At 68.3% G+C, this 18634-nt stretch carries 16 protein-coding genes and 2 pseudogenes; 11 read left to right on the forward strand and 7 right to left on the reverse strand.

Annotated elements, in window-relative coordinates:
* Positions 1-157 precede the first annotated feature (157 nt).
* The 5 genes and pseudogenes from J2739_RS04335 to J2739_RS04355 form a co-directional block, all read left to right on the forward strand.
* Positions 158-559 (forward strand): annotated as a pseudogene (locus J2739_RS04335) (HTD2 family dehydratase); the annotation flags it as partial.
* Positions 560-565: 6 nt separating this feature from the next.
* Positions 566-1813: an acyl-CoA dehydrogenase family protein gene (locus tag J2739_RS04340; protein ID WP_309898932.1), complete on the forward strand. Its 1248-nt coding sequence runs from the start codon at positions 566-568 to the stop codon at positions 1811-1813.
* A 10-nt stretch (positions 1814-1823) separates the two neighbouring features.
* Positions 1824-3005 carry a CaiB/BaiF CoA transferase family protein gene (locus J2739_RS04345; protein WP_309898934.1) on the forward strand — a complete coding sequence of 394 codons (1182 nt, stop codon included), beginning with the start codon at positions 1824-1826 and terminating at the stop codon, positions 3003-3005.
* Positions 3005-4375: an MmgE/PrpD family protein gene (locus tag J2739_RS04350; protein WP_309898936.1), complete on the forward strand. Its 1371-nt coding sequence runs from the start codon at positions 3005-3007 to the stop codon at positions 4373-4375. The genes J2739_RS04345 and J2739_RS04350 overlap by 1 nt, the downstream gene beginning before the upstream one ends.
* A pseudogene (locus tag J2739_RS04355) lies at positions 4372-5231 on the forward strand (HpcH/HpaI aldolase/citrate lyase family protein). Before J2739_RS04350 ends, J2739_RS04355 begins: the two are co-directional and overlap by 4 nt.
* A 113-nt stretch (positions 5232-5344) precedes the next feature.
* On the opposite strand, the gene J2739_RS04360 reads toward J2739_RS04355, so the two are convergent.
* Entirely contained in the window at positions 5345-6220 is an 876-nt protein-coding gene (locus J2739_RS04360) for an endonuclease/exonuclease/phosphatase family protein (protein ID WP_309898938.1), read from the reverse strand.
* Between the two features lie 156 nt (positions 6221-6376).
* Between J2739_RS04360 and phbB the strand changes: the two genes are divergently transcribed.
* From phbB to J2739_RS04375, 3 genes are all read left to right on the forward strand, one after another.
* Entirely contained in the window at positions 6377-7114 is a 738-nt protein-coding gene (phbB, locus tag J2739_RS04365) for an acetoacetyl-CoA reductase (protein ID WP_309898940.1), read from the forward strand.
* A gap of 114 nt (positions 7115-7228) precedes the next feature.
* Positions 7229-8584 carry a dicarboxylate/amino acid:cation symporter gene (locus J2739_RS04370; RefSeq protein WP_309898942.1) on the forward strand — a complete coding sequence of 452 codons (1356 nt, stop codon included), beginning with the start codon at positions 7229-7231 and terminating at the stop codon, positions 8582-8584.
* A gap of 37 nt (positions 8585-8621) precedes the next feature.
* A complete protein-coding gene (locus J2739_RS04375; RefSeq protein WP_309898944.1) occupies positions 8622-10316 on the forward strand; it encodes a cation:proton antiporter domain-containing protein in 1695 nt (564 codons plus the stop codon).
* A gap of 15 nt (positions 10317-10331) precedes the next feature.
* On the opposite strand, the gene J2739_RS04380 is transcribed toward J2739_RS04375, so the two are convergent.
* Positions 10332-10739 (reverse strand): hypothetical protein, encoded by a 408-nt coding sequence (locus tag J2739_RS04380; RefSeq protein WP_309898946.1) that lies wholly within the window; start codon positions 10737-10739, stop codon positions 10332-10334.
* A 271-nt stretch (positions 10740-11010) separates the two neighbouring features.
* Between J2739_RS04380 and J2739_RS04385 the strand changes: the two genes are divergently transcribed.
* Positions 11011-11199, forward strand: a complete 189-nt coding sequence (locus J2739_RS04385; RefSeq protein ID WP_309898948.1) for a hypothetical protein — start codon at positions 11011-11013, stop codon at positions 11197-11199.
* A 24-nt stretch (positions 11200-11223) separates the two neighbouring features.
* Here J2739_RS04385 and J2739_RS04390 read toward each other — a convergent pair whose 3' ends face one another.
* From J2739_RS04390 to J2739_RS04400, 3 genes are all read right to left on the reverse strand, one after another.
* The gene (locus tag J2739_RS04390; RefSeq protein WP_309898950.1) at positions 11224-11487 is read right to left on the reverse strand and encodes a hypothetical protein; all 264 of its coding nucleotides are present in this window, start codon (positions 11485-11487) and stop codon (positions 11224-11226) included.
* A 134-nt stretch (positions 11488-11621) separates the two neighbouring features.
* A complete protein-coding gene (locus J2739_RS04395) occupies positions 11622-11999 on the reverse strand; it encodes a helicase SNF2 (RefSeq protein ID WP_309898952.1) in 378 nt (125 codons plus the stop codon).
* Positions 12000-12220: 221 nt separating this feature from the next.
* Positions 12221-12442, reverse strand: coding sequence for a hypothetical protein (locus tag J2739_RS04400; protein ID WP_309898955.1), 222 nt, complete (start codon positions 12440-12442; stop codon positions 12221-12223).
* 360 nt (positions 12443-12802) lie between these two features.
* On the opposite strand from J2739_RS04400, the gene J2739_RS04405 reads away from it, so the two are divergent.
* A complete protein-coding gene (locus tag J2739_RS04405; protein WP_309898957.1) occupies positions 12803-12982 on the forward strand; it encodes a hypothetical protein in 180 nt (59 codons plus the stop codon).
* Positions 12979-13344: a hypothetical protein gene (locus J2739_RS04410; protein ID WP_309898959.1), complete on the forward strand. Its 366-nt coding sequence runs from the start codon at positions 12979-12981 to the stop codon at positions 13342-13344. The genes J2739_RS04405 and J2739_RS04410 overlap by 4 nt, the downstream gene beginning before the upstream one ends.
* Here J2739_RS04410 and J2739_RS04415 read toward each other — a convergent pair.
* Positions 13320-13778: a response regulator gene (locus tag J2739_RS04415; RefSeq protein WP_309898961.1), complete on the reverse strand. Its 459-nt coding sequence runs from the start codon at positions 13776-13778 to the stop codon at positions 13320-13322. The two genes, J2739_RS04410 and J2739_RS04415, sit on opposite strands and share 25 nt — an antisense overlap.
* A 147-nt stretch (positions 13779-13925) precedes the next feature.
* Positions 13926-18329 carry a DEAD/DEAH box helicase gene (locus J2739_RS04420; RefSeq protein ID WP_405053823.1) on the reverse strand — a complete coding sequence of 1468 codons (4404 nt, stop codon included), beginning with the start codon at positions 18327-18329 and terminating at the stop codon, positions 13926-13928.
* Positions 18330-18634 lie beyond the last annotated feature (305 nt).

The raw sequence follows: 18634 nt of genomic DNA on the forward strand, positions 1-18634 counted from the left end.
AACGAGCATGACGGCACACACGAACCCTTCGCCAATCCTGGACCCCGCGGCACTGGCCGGGCTCCAGGCCTGGCAGGGGCGCATCGAGACGCTGGCCGACCAGATCATCGCCGCCCCGGTGCGCGCGCTTGCCGCCATGCTGGACCGCGACGATCCCGCGCCGGTGCCCGGAGAGGACCCGGCGGCACCTGTGCCGGCGCCGAAGGACGCGGCCTTCGGCCGTGAGCTCACGCCCGACGACGTGCTGCTGTTCCGCTACTCGGCGCTGACCTTCAACGGCCACCGCATCCCCTACGACCGTCGCTATGTGACCGAGGTCGAGGGCTATCCGGGGCTCATCGTGCACGGGCCCTTGATCGCCACGCTGCTGGTCGACCTGCTGCGGCGCGAGAAGCCCGGCGCTTCGCTCGCGGGCTTCGGGTTCCGGGCGCTGCGGCCCGTCTTCGACGGCACGCGCTTGCGCATTCGCGGCCGGCCCGGGCCCGACAGGCATTTCAACCTTTGGGCCGAAGATTCCGATGGCTGGCTTGCGATGCAGGCCAGCGCCACCCTTGCCTGAACCACCATGAAGACCCAGATTCCCACTCCCGACACGCACCAGGAAATGCGCGAAGCGCTGCGCGGCCTGTGCGGCCGCTTCGACTCCGCCTACTGGCAGAAGGTCGACCACGAGCGCGGTTACCCCGAGGCCTTCGTGAACGCGCTGACCGACGCGGGTTGGCTGGCCGCGCTGATCCCGGCCGACTACGGCGGCTCCGGCCTGGGCCTGACCGAAGCCTCGGTGATCATGGAAGAGATCAACCTCTCGGGCGGCAACGCCGGCTCCTGCCATGGCCAGATGTACAACATGGGGACCCTGCTGCGGCACGGCAGCGAAGCGCAGAAGCGCCACTACCTGCCGAAGATCGCGACCGGCGAGCTGCGCCTGCAGACCATGGCCGTGACGGAGCCCACCACCGGCACGGACACGACGCAGCTCAAGACCACCGCGGTGAGAAAGGGGGACCGCTACGTCGTCAATGGGCAGAAGGTCTGGATCTCTCGCATCCAGCACTCGGATCTGATGATCCTGCTGGCGCGCACCACGCCGCTGGCAGAGGTGAAGAAGAAGTCCGAGGGCATGTCGATCTTCATCGTCGACCTGAAGCAGGCCATCGGCAAGGGGACCGCTGTCGGGCAGCCCCAGGACGCGAAGGCTCCGCCGGGCGGCCGGGAGGACACGTCGGTACCGAGCGCCGGGGCCATGGTCGTGCGGCCCATCCTCAACATGGTCAATCACGAGACCAACGAGGTCTTCTTCGACAACCTGGAGATTCCGGCCGAGAACCTCATCGGCGAGGAGGGCAAGGGCTTCAAGTACATCCTCGACGGCCTGAACGCCGAGCGCACGCTGATCGCGGCCGAGTGCATCGGCGATGCCTGGTGGTTCATCGATCGCGCGCGCCGCTATGCAAGCGAGCGGCAGGTCTTCGGACGCGCGATCGGGCAGAACCAGGGCATTCAATTCCCGATCGCCGCGGACTACATCGAGACCGAGGCCGCCAACCTCATGCGTTTCAAGGCCTGCGCGCTCTTCGACGCGGGCCAGCCCTGCGGTGCCGAGGCCAACATGGCCAAGTACCTGGCAGCCAAGGCCTCGTGGGAAGCGGCCAACAACTGCCTGCAGACCCACGGCGGCTTCGGCTTCGCCTGCGAGTACGACGTCGAGCGCAAATTCCGCGAGACGCGGCTCTACCAGGTGGCGCCGATCTCGACCAACCTCATCTACTCCTACGTGGCCGAGCACCTGCTGGGCCTGCCGCGTTCTTTTTGAAGGCTGTGCCATGACACGACCGCTCGACGGCATCACCGTCGTTTCGCTGGAGCATGCGATCGCCGCTCCTTTCTGTACCCGTCAGCTGGCCGACCTCGGCGCCCGCGTGATCAAGGTCGAACGCCCCGGCGGCGGCGACTTCGCGCGTGCCTACGACGCACGCGTGGCCGGCGAGGCCTCGCATTTCGTGTGGGTCAATCGATCGAAGGAGAGCCTCACGCTGGACCTCAAGCGGCCGGCGGCACAAGCCGTGCTGCATGAGCTCGTCGCCGGGGCGGACGTGCTGGTGCAGAACCTCGCGCCCGGCGCCGCTGCGCGCATGGGGCTCGCGGCGGAGGCGCTGATGGCGAAGCATCCGGCGCTGATCGTGTGCGACATCTCGGGCTACGGCGAGGACGGCCCGTACCGCGACAAGAAGGCCTACGACCTGCTGATCCAGAGCGAGGCCGGCTTTCTGTCGGTCACCGGCACCCCGGAGGCGCCCTGCAAGTCGGGCAACTCGATGGCCGACATCGCGGCCGGCATGTACGCCTATACCGGCATCCTCGCGGCCCTGCTGCAACGGAGCAAGACCGGCAAGGGCTCGCACGTCGACGTGTCGATGCTGGAGTCGCTGGCCGAGTGGATGGGCTACCCGATGTACTACGCCTACAACGGCGCGCCGCCCCCGCCGCGCAGCGCCGCCTCGCATGCGACCATCTATCCTTACGGCCCCTTCATTGCGGGCGACGGCGGCACGGTGATGCTGGGCCTGCAGAACGAGCGCGAATGGAAGCTGTTCTGCGAACGCGTACTGGAGCAGCCGCAACTCGCGAGCGATCCGCGCTTCGACGGGAATGCCAGGCGAAACGCCAACCGTGGGGCGCTGCAGGCACTGATCCTCGAGGTCTTCGCCGCGCTCGACACGCCGCAGGTTCAGGAGCGCCTCGATGCCGCGCAGATCGCCAACGCGCGCATGAACGACATGGCAGGGCTTTGGGCACATCCGCAGCTGAAGGCGCGTGGGTGCTGGCGCGAAGTCGAGTCGCCGGCCGGTTCGATTCCCGCCCTGCTGCCGCCTGGGCGGCAGAGCGCCTTCGAGTACCGCATGGATCCGATTCCGGCGCTGGGCGCGCACACCGTGTCGATCCTGCGCTCGCTGGGGCGCAATGAGGCCGACATCGACGCGCTTCGCGCAACGGAGGCGATCTGATGACTACCCTTCGCTCGCCCACGGAGACGCTCGCGCGCTTTGCGGCCGGCCTTCGCTTCGGCGATCTCCCGGCGCCGGTGGTGCGCCGTGCCGAGGACCTGCTGGTCGACTGGTTCGGCTCCGCGATCGCCGGGCATGGCGCGCGTCCGGTCGAAACCATCGCCGCCTTCGCGCGCGAAATGGGGCCCGCGACCGGGCCCAGCGAAGAGCTGGTGGGCCGCACGCGCAGCAGCCCGTACTTCGCCGCGCTGGTCAACGCCGCGGCGTCCCACGTGGCCGAGCAGGACGATGTGCACAACGGCTCTGTCTTCCATCCCGCGACGGTGGTGTTCCCGGTGGCGCTCGCCCTGGCGCAGGCCCTGGGTTCGAGCGGGGAGCGTCTGCTGGCGGCGGCGGCCGCGGGCTACGAAGTCGGCATCCGCGTGGGCGAATTCCTCGGGCGCTCGCACTACAAGGTGTTCCACACCACCGGCACGGCCGGCACGCTCGCGGCGGCGGCCACGGCGGGCCATCTGCTGGGGCTCGATGCGGCACGCATGCAGCATGCGTTCGGCTCGGCCGGCACGCAGGCGGCGGGCCTGTGGGAGTTCCTGCGCACGGCGGCCGATTCGAAGCAACTGCATACGGCCCATGCCGCTGCTGCCGGGCTCATGGCCGCAACGCTGGCGCGCGATGGCTTCACCGGGGCGCAGCAGATCCTCGAGGGACCACAGGGTATGGCCGCGGCCATGTCGCACGACGCCGATCCCCGACGCCTGGTGGACGGCCTGGGCACGCGCTGGGCGCTGGCGGAAACGTCGTTCAAGTTCCATGCCTCCTGCCGCCACACGCATCCGGCCGCCGATGCGCTGCTGCAGGTGGTGCGCGCGCACGGACTGCGCGCGGAGGACCTGGAACAGGTGACCACGCATGTGCACCAGGGCGCCATCGACGTGCTGGGGCCGGTGGTCGATCCCGCCACGGTGCACCAGTCGAAGTTCTCGATGGGCACGGTGCTGGCGCTGGCGGCGCGATTCGGCCAGGCGGGCCTCGCCGAGTTCGAAGCGCATTTCAGCGATGCGGAAACGCAGGCCCTGCGCGACCGCGTGCGGATGGAACTGGATGCGGAGGTGGATGCCGCCTACCCGAAGCGCTGGATCGGCAAGGTCACCGTGCGCACCCGCGACGGCCGCGTGCTGCAGGGCCGCGTCGATGAGCCCAAGGGTGACCCGGGCAACACGCTGAGCCGCGAGGAAATCGGCGCCAAGGCCTTGCGCCTGGCCGCCTTCAGCGGCGGTGCGAGCGAGGCCGAGATGCAGGCGGCCCTGGAGCGGCTGTGGCATGTTGCGCGTGTCCCGGCCGTCGGCATGCTGCTGGGGCCGGGGCCATGAGCGCACCGGATGTGCTGGCCTCGGCACGAACCTTCCTGTTCGTACCGGCCGATCGGCCCGAGCGCTACGCGCGCGCCCTCGGTTCTGGGGCGGGCGCGGTGATCGTCGACCTGGAGGACGCCGTGGCGCCCGAGCGCAAGGCGGCGGCGCGCGACGCCCTGGCCCAGGCGCATGCGGCGCTGGGCGCGGCGGAACGCAGCCGCTTGCTCGTGCGTGTGAACCCCGAGGGCACGCCGTGGCACGGCGAAGATGTGGCGCTCATCGAGCGCCTGGGGCGGCAGCAGCTGGCGGGCGTGATGCTGCCGAGGCCGAGCGGGCGAAGCAGCTCTCGCTGCTCGCAGCGGCTGCCGGACCGCAGGCCGCGCTGGTTCCGCTGATCGAATCGGCTGCAGGTCTGGCCGCGCTCGACGAACTTGCCGCCGCCCCGCAGGTCCTGCGCCTGGCCTTCGGGCATCTCGATTTCCAGAGCGACCTGGGCCTGGCCTGCGAGGCTGACGAGCCCGAGCTGATCCCGGTGCGGCTGTCGCTGGTGCTGGCCTCGCGCCGCGCGAGCATTGCCGCGCCGGTCGATGGCGTGACGCCGGACTGGCGCGACCTGGACCGCCTGGCCGCCGATGCGGCGCGTGCCCGGCGCGGCGGTTTCGGCGCCAAGCTCTGCATCCATCCCGATCAGGTCTCGCCCGTGCAGGCCGCCTTCGCCCCGAGCGCCGAGCAACTGGCGTGGGCGCGGCGTGTCGACGCCGCCATGCGTGCGGCCGGCGGCGGCGCGATCAACATGGACGGACGCATGGTCGATGCGCCGGTGCTGCGGCTCGCACAGCGGCTGCTCGCGCACGACGGCCAGGGGCGCGGCTGATGTCTTCCATCCTCCATTGAGCCAGTCGACGGCCATTGCGACGACCACGCCGAAGCGGCTCTCCTGCGGCCGAAGTGCGGCCAGAGTAGTGCGCGAGGCCGCACACCGCTTGTTCAGTCGCCCAGTTCGATCAGCACGGGCTGGTGGTCCGAGGCGCGCGTCTGCAGGTCGACCTCCATGCGCCGCACACGCGGCGCGAGGGTGTCGCTGATGAACACGAAGTCGAATGCGGCGGGGTTGTTGCCGTAGGTCTTGTCGAAGAGCCTGAAGGTGGGGTCGTGGGGCCGCTCGGGATGCGCAAGCGGCCATGCATCCTGCAGGCGCTGGTCGGGCGCGCCGCCGGCCGGCAGCGATGGAGCGGTGAAGGGCTGCTGGATCTCTGCATGGGCCGGGTCGCTGGCCTCCATGTTGAAGTCGCCGCAGAGGATCGCCTGCTGCGTGTGGTGCTTCGGCTGGAACGGCGAGTCGTCGAACGCTGCGGCCGGGGGCGCGGCCGCCTGGGCGCAGGCCTCGATGTGCAGGGCGCGCAGGGCCTGCGCCTGCGCCCTGCGCTGCACCGACGAGTAGTACTCGAGGTGCGTGGTCATCACGCGTACGGTGCCCAGCTCGGGGCTGGTCAAGGTCACGGCCGTGCACATGCGCGGCATGGTGCTCACGGTCGGTTCAGGCGGCCAGGGCAGGGGATGGTGCCGGACCAGCGACACCGGCAGGCGGGTGGCGATCAGGTTGCCGAAGCGCTGGCGGCGGCCCTCGCGGTCGAATTCCTCGACCGCCGCACCGAAGAAGAGCCGAAATCCCGGCAGCAACGCCCGCAACTCGGCCGGCTGGTCGCCGGGCGCGCCCGGCATTCGATCGTAGCCGGACGCGATCTCCTGCAGGCACAGCACATCGAAGTCGGCCATGGAGCGCGCGCCTTCGACGATACGTCGGGTACTCACCTCGCCATCGAGGCCGCGACACCATTGCGTGTTCCAGGTGACGAGTTTCATAGCTGCCTGCGATCCTTGATCTCGAACTCGGTATATGCCCGGCCTGTGACACCCCGTTGCATTGAGGGGTCAGTGTTTTCCTGATCCGGGAGCCGTGAGAAACTTCGCTACAGTGAATCGCGCCTGTTCAGGCGCGTCAACATCGAGGGAAAGATCATGAGTAAAAAAGTTGCATACGTCACCGGCGGCATGGGAGGCATCGGTACGGCCATCTGCCAGCGTCTTCACAAGGACGGCTTCACGGTGATCGCCGGTTGTGGCCCCACGCGGGACCACGCCAAGTGGTTGGCGGAGCAGAAGGCGCTGGGCTACGACTTCCACGCCTCTGTCGGCAACGTCGGCGACTGGGAGTCCACGGTGGAAGCCTTCACCAAGGCCAAGGCCGAGCACGGCAGCATCGACGTCCTGGTCAACAACGCAGGCATCACGCGGGACAGGATGTTCCTCAAGATGACCCCCGAGGACTGGAGTGCGGTGATCGAGACCAACCTCAACAGCATGTTCAACGTCACCAAGCAGGTGGTCGGCGACATGGTCGAGAAGGGCTGGGGCCGCATCATCAACATCAGCTCGGTCAACGGCGCCAAGGGCCAGGCCGGCCAGACCAATTACTCGGCCGCCAAGGCCGGCATGCACGGCTTCACGATGGCGCTGGCGCAGGAGCTGGCCGCCAAGGGCGTGACGGTGAACACCGTGAGCCCGGGCTACATCGGCACCGACATGGTCCGCGCCATCCGGCAGGAAGTGCTGGACAAGATCGTGAGCACCATCCCCGTCAAGCGGCTGGGCGAGCCCAGCGAGATCGCCTCGATCATCGCCTGGCTTGCGACCGACGAGGGCGGCTACTCCACGGGAGCGGATTTCTCGGTCAACGGCGGCCTGCACATGCACTGAGGCCTCCGACGCTCGCCGAAAAGACCCGCTCAGGCGGGTCTTTTTTCTTTGCGGCGGGACTACAGTGGCGCCTGGAACTCTCTCTCCACAACACGCAAACTCAAGGAGACCTCCATGGCCATCGCAGCCGCTCCCGCACCCGCATCGGCGACCAAGCCTCCGATCTACCGTTCGCTCTACGCGCAGGTGATCTGCGCCGTGATCATCGGCGTCATCCTCGGGCACTTCTATCCCTCGGTCGGAGAATCGATGAAGCCGCTGGGCGACGGCTTCATCAAGCTGATCAAGATGATCATCGCGCCGATCATCTTCTGCACGGTGGTGGTCGGCATCGCCGGCATGGAGGACATGAAGAAGGTCGGCAAGACCGGCGGGCTGGCGCTGCTGTACTTCGAGATCGTGAGCAGCATCGCACTGCTGGTCGGGCTGGTGCTGGTCAACGTGCTCAAGCCCGGCAGCGGCATGAACGTGGACCCGGCCACGCTGGACACCAAGGCGATCGCGGCCTACACCGGGCCGGGGAAGATGCAGGGCACGGTCGATTTCCTGATCAACATCATCCCGAGCACGGTGGTCGACGCCTTCGCCAAGGGCGAGATCCTGCAGGTGCTGCTGATCGCGGTGCTGTTCGGCTTCGCGCTGCACAGGTTCGGCGGGCGCGGCACCTTGGTGTTCGACGTGATCGAGAAGGGCTCGCACGTGCTCTTCACCATCGTCGGCTACATCATGAAGCTGGCGCCGATCGGCGCCTTCGGCGCGATGGCCTTCACCATCGGCAAGTACGGCGTCGGCTCGCTGTTTTCGCTGGGGAAGCTGATGGGCACGTTCTATCTCACGTGCCTGCTGTTCATCTTCGTGGTGCTGGGCCTGATCGCGCGCTTCCACGGCTTCAGCATCTGGAAGTTCATCAAGTACATCAAGGAGGAACTGCTGATCGTGCTGGGCACCTCCTCGTCGGAATCGGTGCTCCCGCGCATGATGGAAAAGATGGAGAACCTCGGCGCGAAGAAGACCTGTGTCGGCCTGGTGATCCCTACCGGCTATTCCTTCAACCTCGATGGCACTTCCATCTATCTCACGATGGCGGCCGTGTTCATCGCCCAGGCGACGAACACGCCGATGACGCTGACGCAGGAGATCACGCTGCTGGCCGTGTTGCTGCTGACCTCGAAGGGCGCAGCCGGCATCACGGGCAGCGGCTTCATCGTGCTGGCCGCCACGCTATCGGCGGTGGGGCATGTGCCGGTGGCGGGGCTGGCGCTGATCCTGGGCATCGACCGCTTCATGTCGGAGGCGAGGGCGCTCACCAACCTGGTCGGTAACGGCGTGGCCACGATCGTCGTCGCCAAATGGACCGGCGAGCTGGACGAGGCGCGGCTTGCGGCCGGCTTGAACAACGAGACCTGGGTCGAGGCGCAGGAACCCGAGGAGCTGGTCAACGCGCGCACCGAGAAGATGGCGGGGCATTGAGCCGACCGGGGGACTCGCTCTTGCACAATGCAAGGCGATGCCCCACAGCGTTTCCCTGATCAACACCGTTGCGGCCGGCCTGGGCCTGGCTCTGGTGCTGGGCTTCCTGGCGGTGCGGCTGCGCCTGCCGGCGCTGGTGGGCTACCTGCTCGCGGGCGTGATCATCGGCCCATTCACACCGGGCTTCGTGGCCGACGCGAGCATCGCCGCGCAGCTGGCCGAGATCGGCGTGATGCTGCTGATGTTCGGCGTCGGACTGCATTTCTCGTTCGAGGACCTGCTCGCAGTGCGCAAGATTGCATTGCCCGGCGCCCTGGTGCAGATCGTCGTGGCCACGCTTCTCGGCGCGGCGCTGGCGACCTGGTGGGGCTGGAGTCCCGGCGGCGCGCTGGTCTTCGGGCTGGCACTGTCGGTGGCGAGCACAGTGGTGTTGCTGCGGGCGCTCGAAAGCTCGGGCCTGGTCGATTCCTTTACCGGCCGCATTGCCGTGGGCTGGCTGGTCGTGGAAGATCTTGCGATGGTGCTGGTGCTCGTGCTGTTGCCGCCGCTGGCCGCGGCGCTCGGCGGCATCGCGCCGCGCGCGGATGCGGCACCCGTCTGGCAGCCGTTGGGTCTCACGCTGCTGCAGGTCGGCGGCTTCGTGGTCCTGATGCTGGTGGTCGGGCGGCGCGTCTTCCCGTGGCTGCTGTGGCAGGTCACGCGTACCGGTTCTCGCGAGCTGTTCACCCTGTGCGTGGTGGCCGCGGCAGTGAGCATCGCCTTCGCATCTGCGGCGCTGTTCGGCGTGTCATTCGCGCTCGGCGCGTTCTTTGCCGGCATGGTGATGCGCGAGTCCGAGTTCAGCCATCGCGCAGCGCAGGAATCGCTGCCCCTGCGCGACGCCTTCGCAGTGCTGTTCTTCGTGTCCGTCGGCATGCTGTTCAACCCCGCGGTGCTCGTCGAGCGGCCGCTGCAGGTGCTGGCCGTGGTACTGGTCATCGTGGTGGGCAAGTCGGTCGCCGCCTGCGTGCTGGTGCTGCTGCTTCGCTACCCCCTGGGCACGGCGCTGACGGTGAGCGCGAGCCTGGCGCAGATCGGCGAGTTCTCCTTCATCCTGGCGGCGCTGGGGGTTTCGCTCGGGCTGCTGCCGGAGGAGGCCCAGAGCCTGCTGCTGGCAGGGGCGTTGATCTCCATCGCCACCAACCCGTTGTGGTTCAGTCTGATCGGGCCCCTGCAAAGGTGGCTGCACGCGCATTCGCGCCTCGCCCGCGGCCTGGCCCAGCGCGAGGACCCGCTGGCCGAACTGCCCATGAGCACGGATGAGAAATTCCTCTCGCGCCAGGTGGTGCTGGTGGGCTATGGCCGCGTCGGCCGGCGCATTGCCGCGGAGCTGATGGCCAATGACCTCCCGTTCGTGGTAGCGGAGCAGAACCGCGCGTTGGTCGAGGAGCTGCGGGCCGGAGGCATGGCTGCGGTGTGGGGCGATGCGGCCGATCCGGCGGTGCTGGTCCAGGCGCATATCGCGCGGGCACGCGTGCTGGTGGTTGCCACCGCCGATGCGATCAACGTGCGCCAGATGATCGAGGCGGCGCGGATCCTCAATCCCGCGATCCAGACCGTGATCCGCAGCCACAACGAGGATGAGGCGCGCCTGCTCGAGCAAGAGACTGCGGCCACCGTGTTCCTGGGCGAGCAGGAGCTGGCGCAATCGATGGCACGCGCCGCGCTCAGCCGCGCCGCTGCGCCGGCCTGAGCGCCTGACCCGAGGTCAGAGGTCTTCGATGACCAGGCGGCAATACCGCTCGGCCACCGAGTAGGGCACCGTGCGCACCACTTCCATCAGGCGCTCGGCCGCGGCCCGGTTCTCCGTCTTGACGAGCAAGCCGGTGTGCCCCTCCTGCGCCAGCTTGGTATAGACCCGCACAGTCGCGCCGTCAGTGCCGGCGGAAGGCAGCGGGGTATCGGCGTCGTCGCGGACGGTGGGCGAGATCTGGTCCAACAGGGTCTTGGGTGGGATCAAGTAGATCTCATCGCCGCTGAACCCCTTGTCGATCAACTGATGCCCGACGCGGCTCGCGTCCTCGGCTTTCGGAAACATCACCATCGAATGCCCGGTGGGGTAGAAGGCGCCGCCGAAGGCTGCGCACATGTGAGGGTCGAGGACGAAATGCTTCATGGGTGCCTCCTCAATCACAGTTCTTGCTGGAGAAACCAGCTTAGGCTTCGCTGGATCTGCCTGTTGTAGGAGAAGCCCGTGGGTGTCAATCGAACACATTCGATTGCCTTCGACTATTGAGGGCCTTGCCGCTTAGCTACTTTTGGTCACATTTGCCGCAAAGCGTGAAATTGTGACTGGTCCAGGTGAGGCGCGATCCCTAGGATCCGAAACAACCACCTGGAAAATCTTTCCCAAACCCATGTCGCAATTGCGAAATATCGCGTTGACCGTGCACGAGCTCGAAGAAGGCGAGTTCTACTGGGTATTGATGGAAGGCATCGATTGCGCGATGGAGGATGCGCTTCCTTACCTGCCGCTGGAGGCCGCAAGCGATCCGCAGGCGAGTTACGCCAACGCGCTCGTGGCCGGCGTCGCGGCCATGCGGAAGCTGTTCGGCAAAAGCGGTCCGCGCAATTGAGCCGCTGACGCGGCGCCCACCAGCTCAGGAGGTGACGCGCTGCTCCGCCGAGAGGGGCCACCAGCGGCGCCACCAGGGGCGCTTGGGTTCGGGCGCGGCAGCGGAGGCGCTGGCGATCAGCTCGGCCGCCATCGAAGCGCGCACGCGTTCTCGCAGGGCAGTCTCGTACGCGTGCGCGGGCGCCCGCGCACTGCGGTCGCCGCGCAGCGCCAGGCGCCTCCAGGCATGGGCCTGTTCGGCCAGTTCCGCATCGCTCAGGTCGTCGGGGTGGGGCAGTTGCTGCGTCATGCTGAACGAGATTGTGCCGCGCTCCGAGCGCGGAGGAATCCAATTCTCGAGCCGGACGTCGCGTTGCTGCAAAAGAGAAAAAGCCGGGACCATGCATTTCGCACGATCCCGGCTCTGCGCGACGCGCGTGTTGCTTACAGCGCGAGTTGCTGGCCGCGAGCAGCAGCGCGAGCTTCGGCGCGCACCGCAGCACGGTCGACCGTGCTGGCCTGCACCGAGGCAACGCCCTGGCCATACCCATCGGCATAGGGATTGGCGCTGCGAGCGGCGGCGACGGCCTCGTTGCGCACGCTGGCACGGTCGGTGGAGGCGACGAGGGCAGGTGCGACGCGCGAAGAGACGGCCTCGGCGTAGGGGTTCTCACTGTGCGCGGCAACGATGGCCTGGGCGCCCACGTCGCTGCGGCTGTTGGCCGACACGGGCGCATGCACGCCTTCGTAGGTTTCTGCTTGGGCGCCGACCGCGGCGAGAAGCGAGAGAGCGGCGGCAGCGATGATCTTCGAGGTCTTCATTTCAGTTCCTTGCAATGACTTGATGATTTTTCGAACCGGTCTTGGGTGGGGTCGTCGTCCGATGGGACGGCCACCTCGCTCGGTGCCCTGTTCACTCAGAACAGCGACGGCTGCTCTGTGGGATGAAGTTTGCGCTCGAAACTAGGTGAAAACCCTGAGCTTTGGGAATCGCGGCGTTTTCGTGACGGAAACAATCCGGCCGGCATGGCCGGGGGACATTGTCAGGTGCCGTGGCGCCGCTGCGCGTCGTTAAGTTCGCAGCCGATGAGGCGAGTCAGCGCATCGAGCTCGCGCGCCAGGCGGATCGCCTCCGCTCGCGCCTTTTCGTCGCCCTGCCTCATGCGGGAGAGATGTAGCTCGAAGGCGTCCGACAGCTTCGTCCACCGCTCGAACGATGTACGGGCGTCGATCGGCGTCGGCAAGTCATGCATGTTTGCCTCCATTTCGCGAGCTCTGCGAGACCTGGGTATCGACGCTCGCGAAGCTGCGAAACGAAAGGCTACAGCAGGCCGGCGGTCGTGGCGCGGCTGGGGTGGCTCAACGCCGGTCGCTTTCTGCAACTTCTTCCCGTTTTCGACTCGAGGCTCCTTTCGCTGGAGAAGGAACGCTGCAGGCTCCGACGCGCCTCACCCTTTTTTGTGAATTGCGGCACATATACAGTAGCCTGTAAGTACTACATGTAATTACAATTGGCTACATGCATTCACGTCCCGAGACGAAGCCTCAGCCGACTTCATGCCGGGCCATCGGAGGCGCTCTTGTCCTATAGGGTGCTCCAGCTGGTGGCCAAGGGACCGCTTCCGATGATCTTCACCTCCGTGGAGGACATCGAGGCTTTGCGGATCCTGAAGGACGGCGGGTGGGTCAAGGTCTCGTTCTCGGCGCCTGCAGGGCGCAAGGGGACGGCAACGGTGACCGAGCTGACCCCCCTGGGCCGGTTCGCGATGCAGTTCGTGCAACCCGACGACAAGGACACGCCATGAGAGTCATCCTCTGCCTGCTGGTCAGCGTCATGGTCTTCGCCGCCTGCCTCGGCGGCTGGTGGTTCTACTGGCCGGTCTGGCAAGTCGAGGCACGCGTGAAGAGCCGATTGCCCGAACCCGCGCGCGCGAGTTTCTCCGGTGTCGTGTACTACAAGAAGACCGGCACGGCCTGCGGCTACGTCAGCGCGCCGGACGCGCGCGGCGGTCCTGCCGGCAAGACCCATTTCATTTTGATGCCCGACGGTGAGCTGCGTCTCGATCCGAAGGATCCGGCCAGCGGCGACACGCTCCAGCAGCTCGAAAGTCTTCGCAGGCAGGCCGACTACCTGACGCTCGCCTACGCGCGCTGCCAGGTGGGCTGAGCTTGCAGCTGCGCGAGCGGCGCAGGCGTTGGCATGGATGTTGGCGCAGTCCTGCGAAACTGCGCGACCTGGCGCAAGGCATCAGCCAGCTGATCGAGGCTGAAGGGCTTGGACAGCCACACGGAACCCGGCATTGGCCTGTCGGGCATCTGGCTCGCGGTAGCGAAGATGATCGGCAATCCGCAGCGGGCCTGGAGTTTGCCCGCGAGCTCCAGACCGGAGAGGGCAGGCAGCCCGATGTCGGCCATCAGCACATCGAAGGCGCCTTCGAGAAAGCGATCTAGCGCGCCTTCGGCGCTGCGGACGCCCGTCGCCCAGTGGCCCAGCAACTCGAGTGCTTCGAGAGACGCCTCCAGAACCTCGGGGTCGTCTTCCACGACGAGCACGCGCAAACTGCAGCATGCATCCGGTGAACATGCCACGTCGCTGGTCATCTGGGGGATCCTCCGTATTTGCCGAGAATGCGGAGCATTGGTGCGGCTCGAAGCCACACGTGTAGGAATGCGCCGCGATCAACTGAGCGTGACCGCTGTCGGCGCCGCTCGGAGCACCGCGATGAAGGCTGCGCTGCGGCCCGGACCTCAGCGGCCCATGGCCTGAGTGGGCGCAGAGATCGAGCGCCACGCCGGATCCAGGGTCAGTGCCTTGCGCGCTTGCTGTTCCTGCGCCGAGTCGAGCTCCGAGAGGAACCGGATATCGCCGGCGACGCTGGTCGCGATCGGCACACCGCCCTGATAGAGCACGCGCGCGCCGGGTACGCGGGGGACCCGGTTGCCCGCCAACACGCTGCCCAGCAGGTTGGCGGGGTCGGCGGCCGAGAGACAAACCAGGCTCGCGTCCGGAAGCTGCCGGCGCACGCTGCGCATCTGCCCGATGGCCTCCGGCAGCGCGAACTGCTCGCCCGACAGGCCGGCGATGAAGCGGCCGCCGCGGATTTCGCCGCGGGCTTCCAGCCGTCTATAGGTGCGCACCAGCTCGCGCCACGGTGGCAGCCACGCGGCCTCGCGCTCGATCAGGTGCCAGCACATCACGCCGTAGCGCCGCAGCAGCACGCGCGCGACCTGCTCGACGGCGTCCGAAGCGGCGTTCTCGCTCCCCGACAGGGAGGGCCGCGCCAGCGACCATCGCCCCGCGTCCTCGATACCGAACAGGGCCCCTCGCCGGCGCCGATGGGATGAATGGGATGGCGAGCGCTTCGAAGCGGGGACCAGCAGGGCCCGCAGGCCCGCATAGCTGTCGCAGCGAACGCGGCCACGCGCCACCAGCTCGGACAGCGCGTCCTCAAGCTCGGTGCCCAGCAGGCGGGCGCCGTCCGCGATCTCGTCGAAGAAGGAGGCGCCGTGCTCGCCCAGCCAAGCCGCCACGCGGCGGGCGCGCGAACCCAGCGTCGCATCGTCGGCCGGCACGGGCGCGAGCTGGGTCCACAGCGCGGCGCTGCGGCGCGGCAGCAGCAGGATCGGGGTGGCGCGCAGCGAGCTGCCGGCGCGGCCGGCCCGGCTCTCGAGCGCGCTGGGACGCAGCCGCGTCCACATCACGCGGCCAGCGGTGCAGAGGTCGTCGAGCCAGGCGCTCGCGTAGTCGTTGACGCGCGCCGGCAGCAGCTCGGCCTCCCAGAGCGCGGCCGGCGCCTCGTAGCCTTCGAGCTGGGCCAGCACGCCGGCCAGCGCTTCGGGGCCGCTGACTCGGGCGGCCGCGCTCACGTGCTGCCATTCGAAGAGGAAGCGCGCGAAGTCGCGCGGCTCGAGCGGCTCGATCTCGCGTCGCAGGCGCTTGAGCGTGTAGCGGTGGATGCGCGCCAGCAGGTGGCGTTCGCACCATTCGGGCTCCGCGGTGCCGGGCGTGAAGCGCCCCTGCAGAAGGACCCCTTCGCTCTGCAGGCCGAGCAAGGCCGTCTCGAGCTTGGCCTCGGGCAGCCGAAGCTGCTGCGCCAGCACGCGTGTGGAGACCGGCCCCAATCCGCCGAGGCGGGATTGCAGCAGCTCGCGCAGTGCCTCGTCGCGCGTGGACGGGCCCTGCGCGTACTCGGCGGGAGGCTCGATGGCAGGTTGCAGACTGGCAGAGGAATAGAGCACGCGTGCCAGCGACAGCCGTTCGGCCGCCACCCAGAGGCCCGCGCCCGTGCCGTCCGCCGGCAGGAGCCGGGTCGCGCGCCCGGCATCTGCGAGCTCTGCGAGCCAGGCCTTCCAGCCGGTCTCGCGAGCGACCTCTTCGTCGGTGAGCGCGGCCAGGCCGTTCAGGGCTTCGTGCATCTCGTCCGCGTGGCGCGGGCGCGGCCAGGCCTCCACCCGCACGCTCTCGATCGCATCCGGGTCGAGGCGGCCCAGATCGTCCGCGCTCTGTGCGTCGGTGTAGCGCCGGCTCTGCACGGCCTGCGTGCGCCGCTCTTCCAGCGGCGCGTCGTCGAGGTACGCGTAGGGCCGCGCGTTCAGCACCTCGGCCGCGAGCGGCGAAGGCGCCGGCAGGTCGCACGCGCTCACCTGCACTTCGCCCACCTCCATGCGGCGCAGCAGGCGCAGCCAGCCTTCGGCGTCCATGGCCTCGTGCAGGCAGTCGTCCAGCGTCTGCGCGACCAGCGGATGGTCGGGGATCTCGCGCTCGCCGGCCAGGTTTTCTGCGCAGGCGACCTGATCGGGGAACACGCTGGCGAGCAGGTCCTCGGACTTCATGCGCTGTAACTGCGGCGGCACCTTGCGGCCGCCGACGAAGCGCGGCAGCGCCAGCGCGGTGGTCGCGTTCCAGCGCCATCGGACGCCGAACAGCGGCGCGTCCAGCAGGGCCTGCACCAGCACGTCCAGCGCGGTGGCGGAATGCAGGTAGCGCGCCACCTCGTCGAGCGCGAAGCTGTGGCTGGTCGACAGCGACAGCACGATCGCATCCTCGGTCGCCGCCGCCTGGAGCTCGAAGTTGAACTTGCGGCAGAAGCGCTTGCGCAGCGCCAAGCCCCAGGCGCGGTTGAGCCGGCTGCCAAAGGGCGAATGGATGACCAGCTGCATGCCGCCCGATTCGTCGAAGAAGCGCTCGAAGACGATCCGCTGCTGCGTCGGCAGCACGCCCAGCACGGCGAGGGTGCGCGCGAGATGGTCGACGAGTTGGCGTGCGCCATCCGCAGACAGCGCGATGGTCCCTTGCAGCCAGCGAACGGCATCGTCGGCACCCTGCGCGGCGATGCGTTCCCCGAGCGCTTCGCGCAGGCGCGAGACGCCGAAGGACAGCTCCTCGCTGCGTCCCGGCGCCTCGCCCAGCCAGAAGGGGATGTTGGGCGCGGCGCCCTGGGCGTCCTCCACGCGCACGCGGCCAGGCTCGATGCGCAGGATGCGGTAGCTGGTGTTGCCGAGCTGGAACACGTCGCCGGCCAGGCTCTCGACCGCGAAGTCCTCGTTGACGGTGCCGATCTGGTGCGCCTGCGGCTCGAGCACCACGCTGTAGTCGCCGCTCTCGGGGATGGTCCCTCCGGAGGTGAGGGCCGTGAGGCGGGCGCCGCGCCGCTCGCGCAGCCGATGGTGCACCGCGTCCTTGTGCACATAGCCGGCGCGGGGGCCGTTGCGGGTGGCGAAGCCCTCGGTCAGCATGCGCACCACGGCGTCGTACCGTTCACGCGCGACTTGCGCGTAGGGCCAGGCGCGGCGCACCAGCGCAAAGAGCGCGTCCTCGTCCCATTCGCGGCAGGCGGTCTCGGCCACGATCTGCTGCGCGAGCACGTCGAGCGGGGCCTGCGGCACGTGAAGCGCATCGAGCTCGCCGCGGCGGATGCAGTCCAGGAGCGCCGCGCACTCGACGAGTTCGTCGCGCGACTGCGGAAACAGGCGCGCCTTGGGCGTGCCGCCCACCGCGTGGCCCGAGCGCCCGGCGCGCTGCAGGAAGGTGGCGATGGAGCGCGGCGAGCCCAGCTGGCATACCAGGTCGACGTCGCCGATGTCCAGGCCCAGCTCCAGCGAGGCGGTCGCAACCAGAACCTGGAGTTCGCCGCGCTTGAGGCGCTGCTCGGCGTCGAGGCGGGCCTCCTTCGCGAGGCTGCCGTGGTGCGCGGCCACCGCTTCCTTGCCGAGGCGCTCGCCCAGATGCCGCGCGGCGCGTTCGGCCATGCGGCGCGTATTGACGAAGACCAGCGTGGTGCGATGCAGCAGCACCAGCTCAGCCACGCGCGCATACACCTGGTCCCATTGCTCGTGGGTCATCACCGCGCCCAGCGGCTGCGGCGGCAGCTCGAGGGCGAGGTCGCGTTCCTTGCGGTAGCCGATGTCCACGATCTCGCAGTCGGCCACACCGTCGTGCACGTGGCCCGCGCCCACCAGGAAGCGCGCGACCTCATCGACCGGTTTCTGCGTGGCCGACAGACCGATGCGCGTGAGGGGCCGTTCGCACAGTGACTGCAGCCGCTCCAGCGAAAGCGCCAGATGACTGCCGCGTTTGCCGGCAGCGATCGCATGGATCTCGTCGACGATCACCGTACGCACCGTGGACAGCATGCCCCGGCCCGAGGCCGATCCCAGCAGCACGTAAAGCGACTCGGGCGTGGTCACGAGGATGTGCGGCGGCTGGCGCAGGTTCTGCTGACGGTCCCTGGAGGGCGTGTCGCCGGTGCGCACGGTGCTGCGGATCTGCACGTCCGGCAGGCCCAGCCTCGCCAGCTCGGCACGGATGCCCGCCAGCGGTGCTTCGAGGTTCAGGCGGATGTCGTTGGACAGTGCCTTGAGCGGCGACACGTACACCACGGTGGTCTGGTCGGGGAGGCCGCCGGGCGCGAGGCCCTGGCGCACCAGCCCGTCCAGTGCGGCGAGGAAAGCGGTCAGCGTCTTGCCCGATCCGGTCGGGGCTGCCACCAGCGTGTGGCGCCCGGCGCGAATGGCCGGCCAGGCGGCCTTCTGCGCCTCGGTGGGGGCGGGAAAGCTGCGGCTGAACCAGCCACTGACGGCAGGATGGAAATCGGCGAGGGGCACGGGCGGAGAGTGGGTGAGGCGGCCGCACGACGGCCGCTGCCAAGGCATGTTACGCGGCTGCGGCGAAGTCTGCGATCGGTGAGGAATCGCGCGCCGGGGTGCGGATGACAGGCTGGGTGGGGGGCCGCCAGGGGCCGGGCCGCGAAAAAAGCGTGCGATCTGCCATCGCCGTCACAAAGCATCAGCTTCTGGTCAGCGTTCCGTCTATTTCTTCACGCGCGCCCTGGCGGAATCGGCGCAAACTACGTACATGGTTTCTCTGGGGGATTGCTGCAAAGGCAATCATTGAGCTCGCTTCGGCGAGCTCTTTTTTTTGACCCGACGCCTGCGTGAGAAACTACGGGGCTGCCAAC

Source organism: Variovorax soli (assembly GCF_031454625.1).
GTDB lineage: Bacteria > Pseudomonadota > Gammaproteobacteria > Burkholderiales > Burkholderiaceae_C > Variovorax > Variovorax soli_A.

Coding starts and splice junctions, on each gene's coding strand:
- J2739_RS04420 (WP_405053823.1), bottom strand. CDS start 18,329: ATGCCTTGGCAGCGGCCGTCGTGCGGCCGCCTCACCCACTCTCCGCCC.
- J2739_RS04410 (WP_309898959.1), top strand. CDS start 12,979: ATGAGAGTCATCCTCTGCCTGCTGGTCAGCGTCATGGTCTTCGCCGCC.
- J2739_RS04415 (WP_309898961.1), bottom strand. CDS start 13,778: ATGACCAGCGACGTGGCATGTTCACCGGATGCATGCTGCAGTTTGCGC.
- J2739_RS04395 (WP_309898952.1), bottom strand. CDS start 11,999: ATGAAGACCTCGAAGATCATCGCTGCCGCCGCTCTCTCGCTTCTCGCC.
- J2739_RS04380 (WP_309898946.1), bottom strand. CDS start 10,739: ATGAAGCATTTCGTCCTCGACCCTCACATGTGCGCAGCCTTCGGCGGC.
- phbB (WP_309898940.1), top strand. CDS start 6,377: ATGAGTAAAAAAGTTGCATACGTCACCGGCGGCATGGGAGGCATCGGT.
- J2739_RS04405 (WP_309898957.1), top strand. CDS start 12,803: ATGATCTTCACCTCCGTGGAGGACATCGAGGCTTTGCGGATCCTGAAG.
- J2739_RS04400 (WP_309898955.1), bottom strand. CDS start 12,442: ATGGAGGCAAACATGCATGACTTGCCGACGCCGATCGACGCCCGTACA.
- J2739_RS04345 (WP_309898934.1), top strand. CDS start 1,824: ATGACACGACCGCTCGACGGCATCACCGTCGTTTCGCTGGAGCATGCG.
- J2739_RS04360 (WP_309898938.1), bottom strand. CDS start 6,220: ATGAAACTCGTCACCTGGAACACGCAATGGTGTCGCGGCCTCGATGGC.
- J2739_RS04350 (WP_309898936.1), top strand. CDS start 3,005: ATGACTACCCTTCGCTCGCCCACGGAGACGCTCGCGCGCTTTGCGGCC.
- J2739_RS04375 (WP_309898944.1), top strand. CDS start 8,622: ATGCCCCACAGCGTTTCCCTGATCAACACCGTTGCGGCCGGCCTGGGC.
- J2739_RS04390 (WP_309898950.1), bottom strand. CDS start 11,487: ATGACGCAGCAACTGCCCCACCCCGACGACCTGAGCGATGCGGAACTG.
- J2739_RS04340 (WP_309898932.1), top strand. CDS start 566: ATGAAGACCCAGATTCCCACTCCCGACACGCACCAGGAAATGCGCGAA.
- J2739_RS04370 (WP_309898942.1), top strand. CDS start 7,229: ATGGCCATCGCAGCCGCTCCCGCACCCGCATCGGCGACCAAGCCTCCG.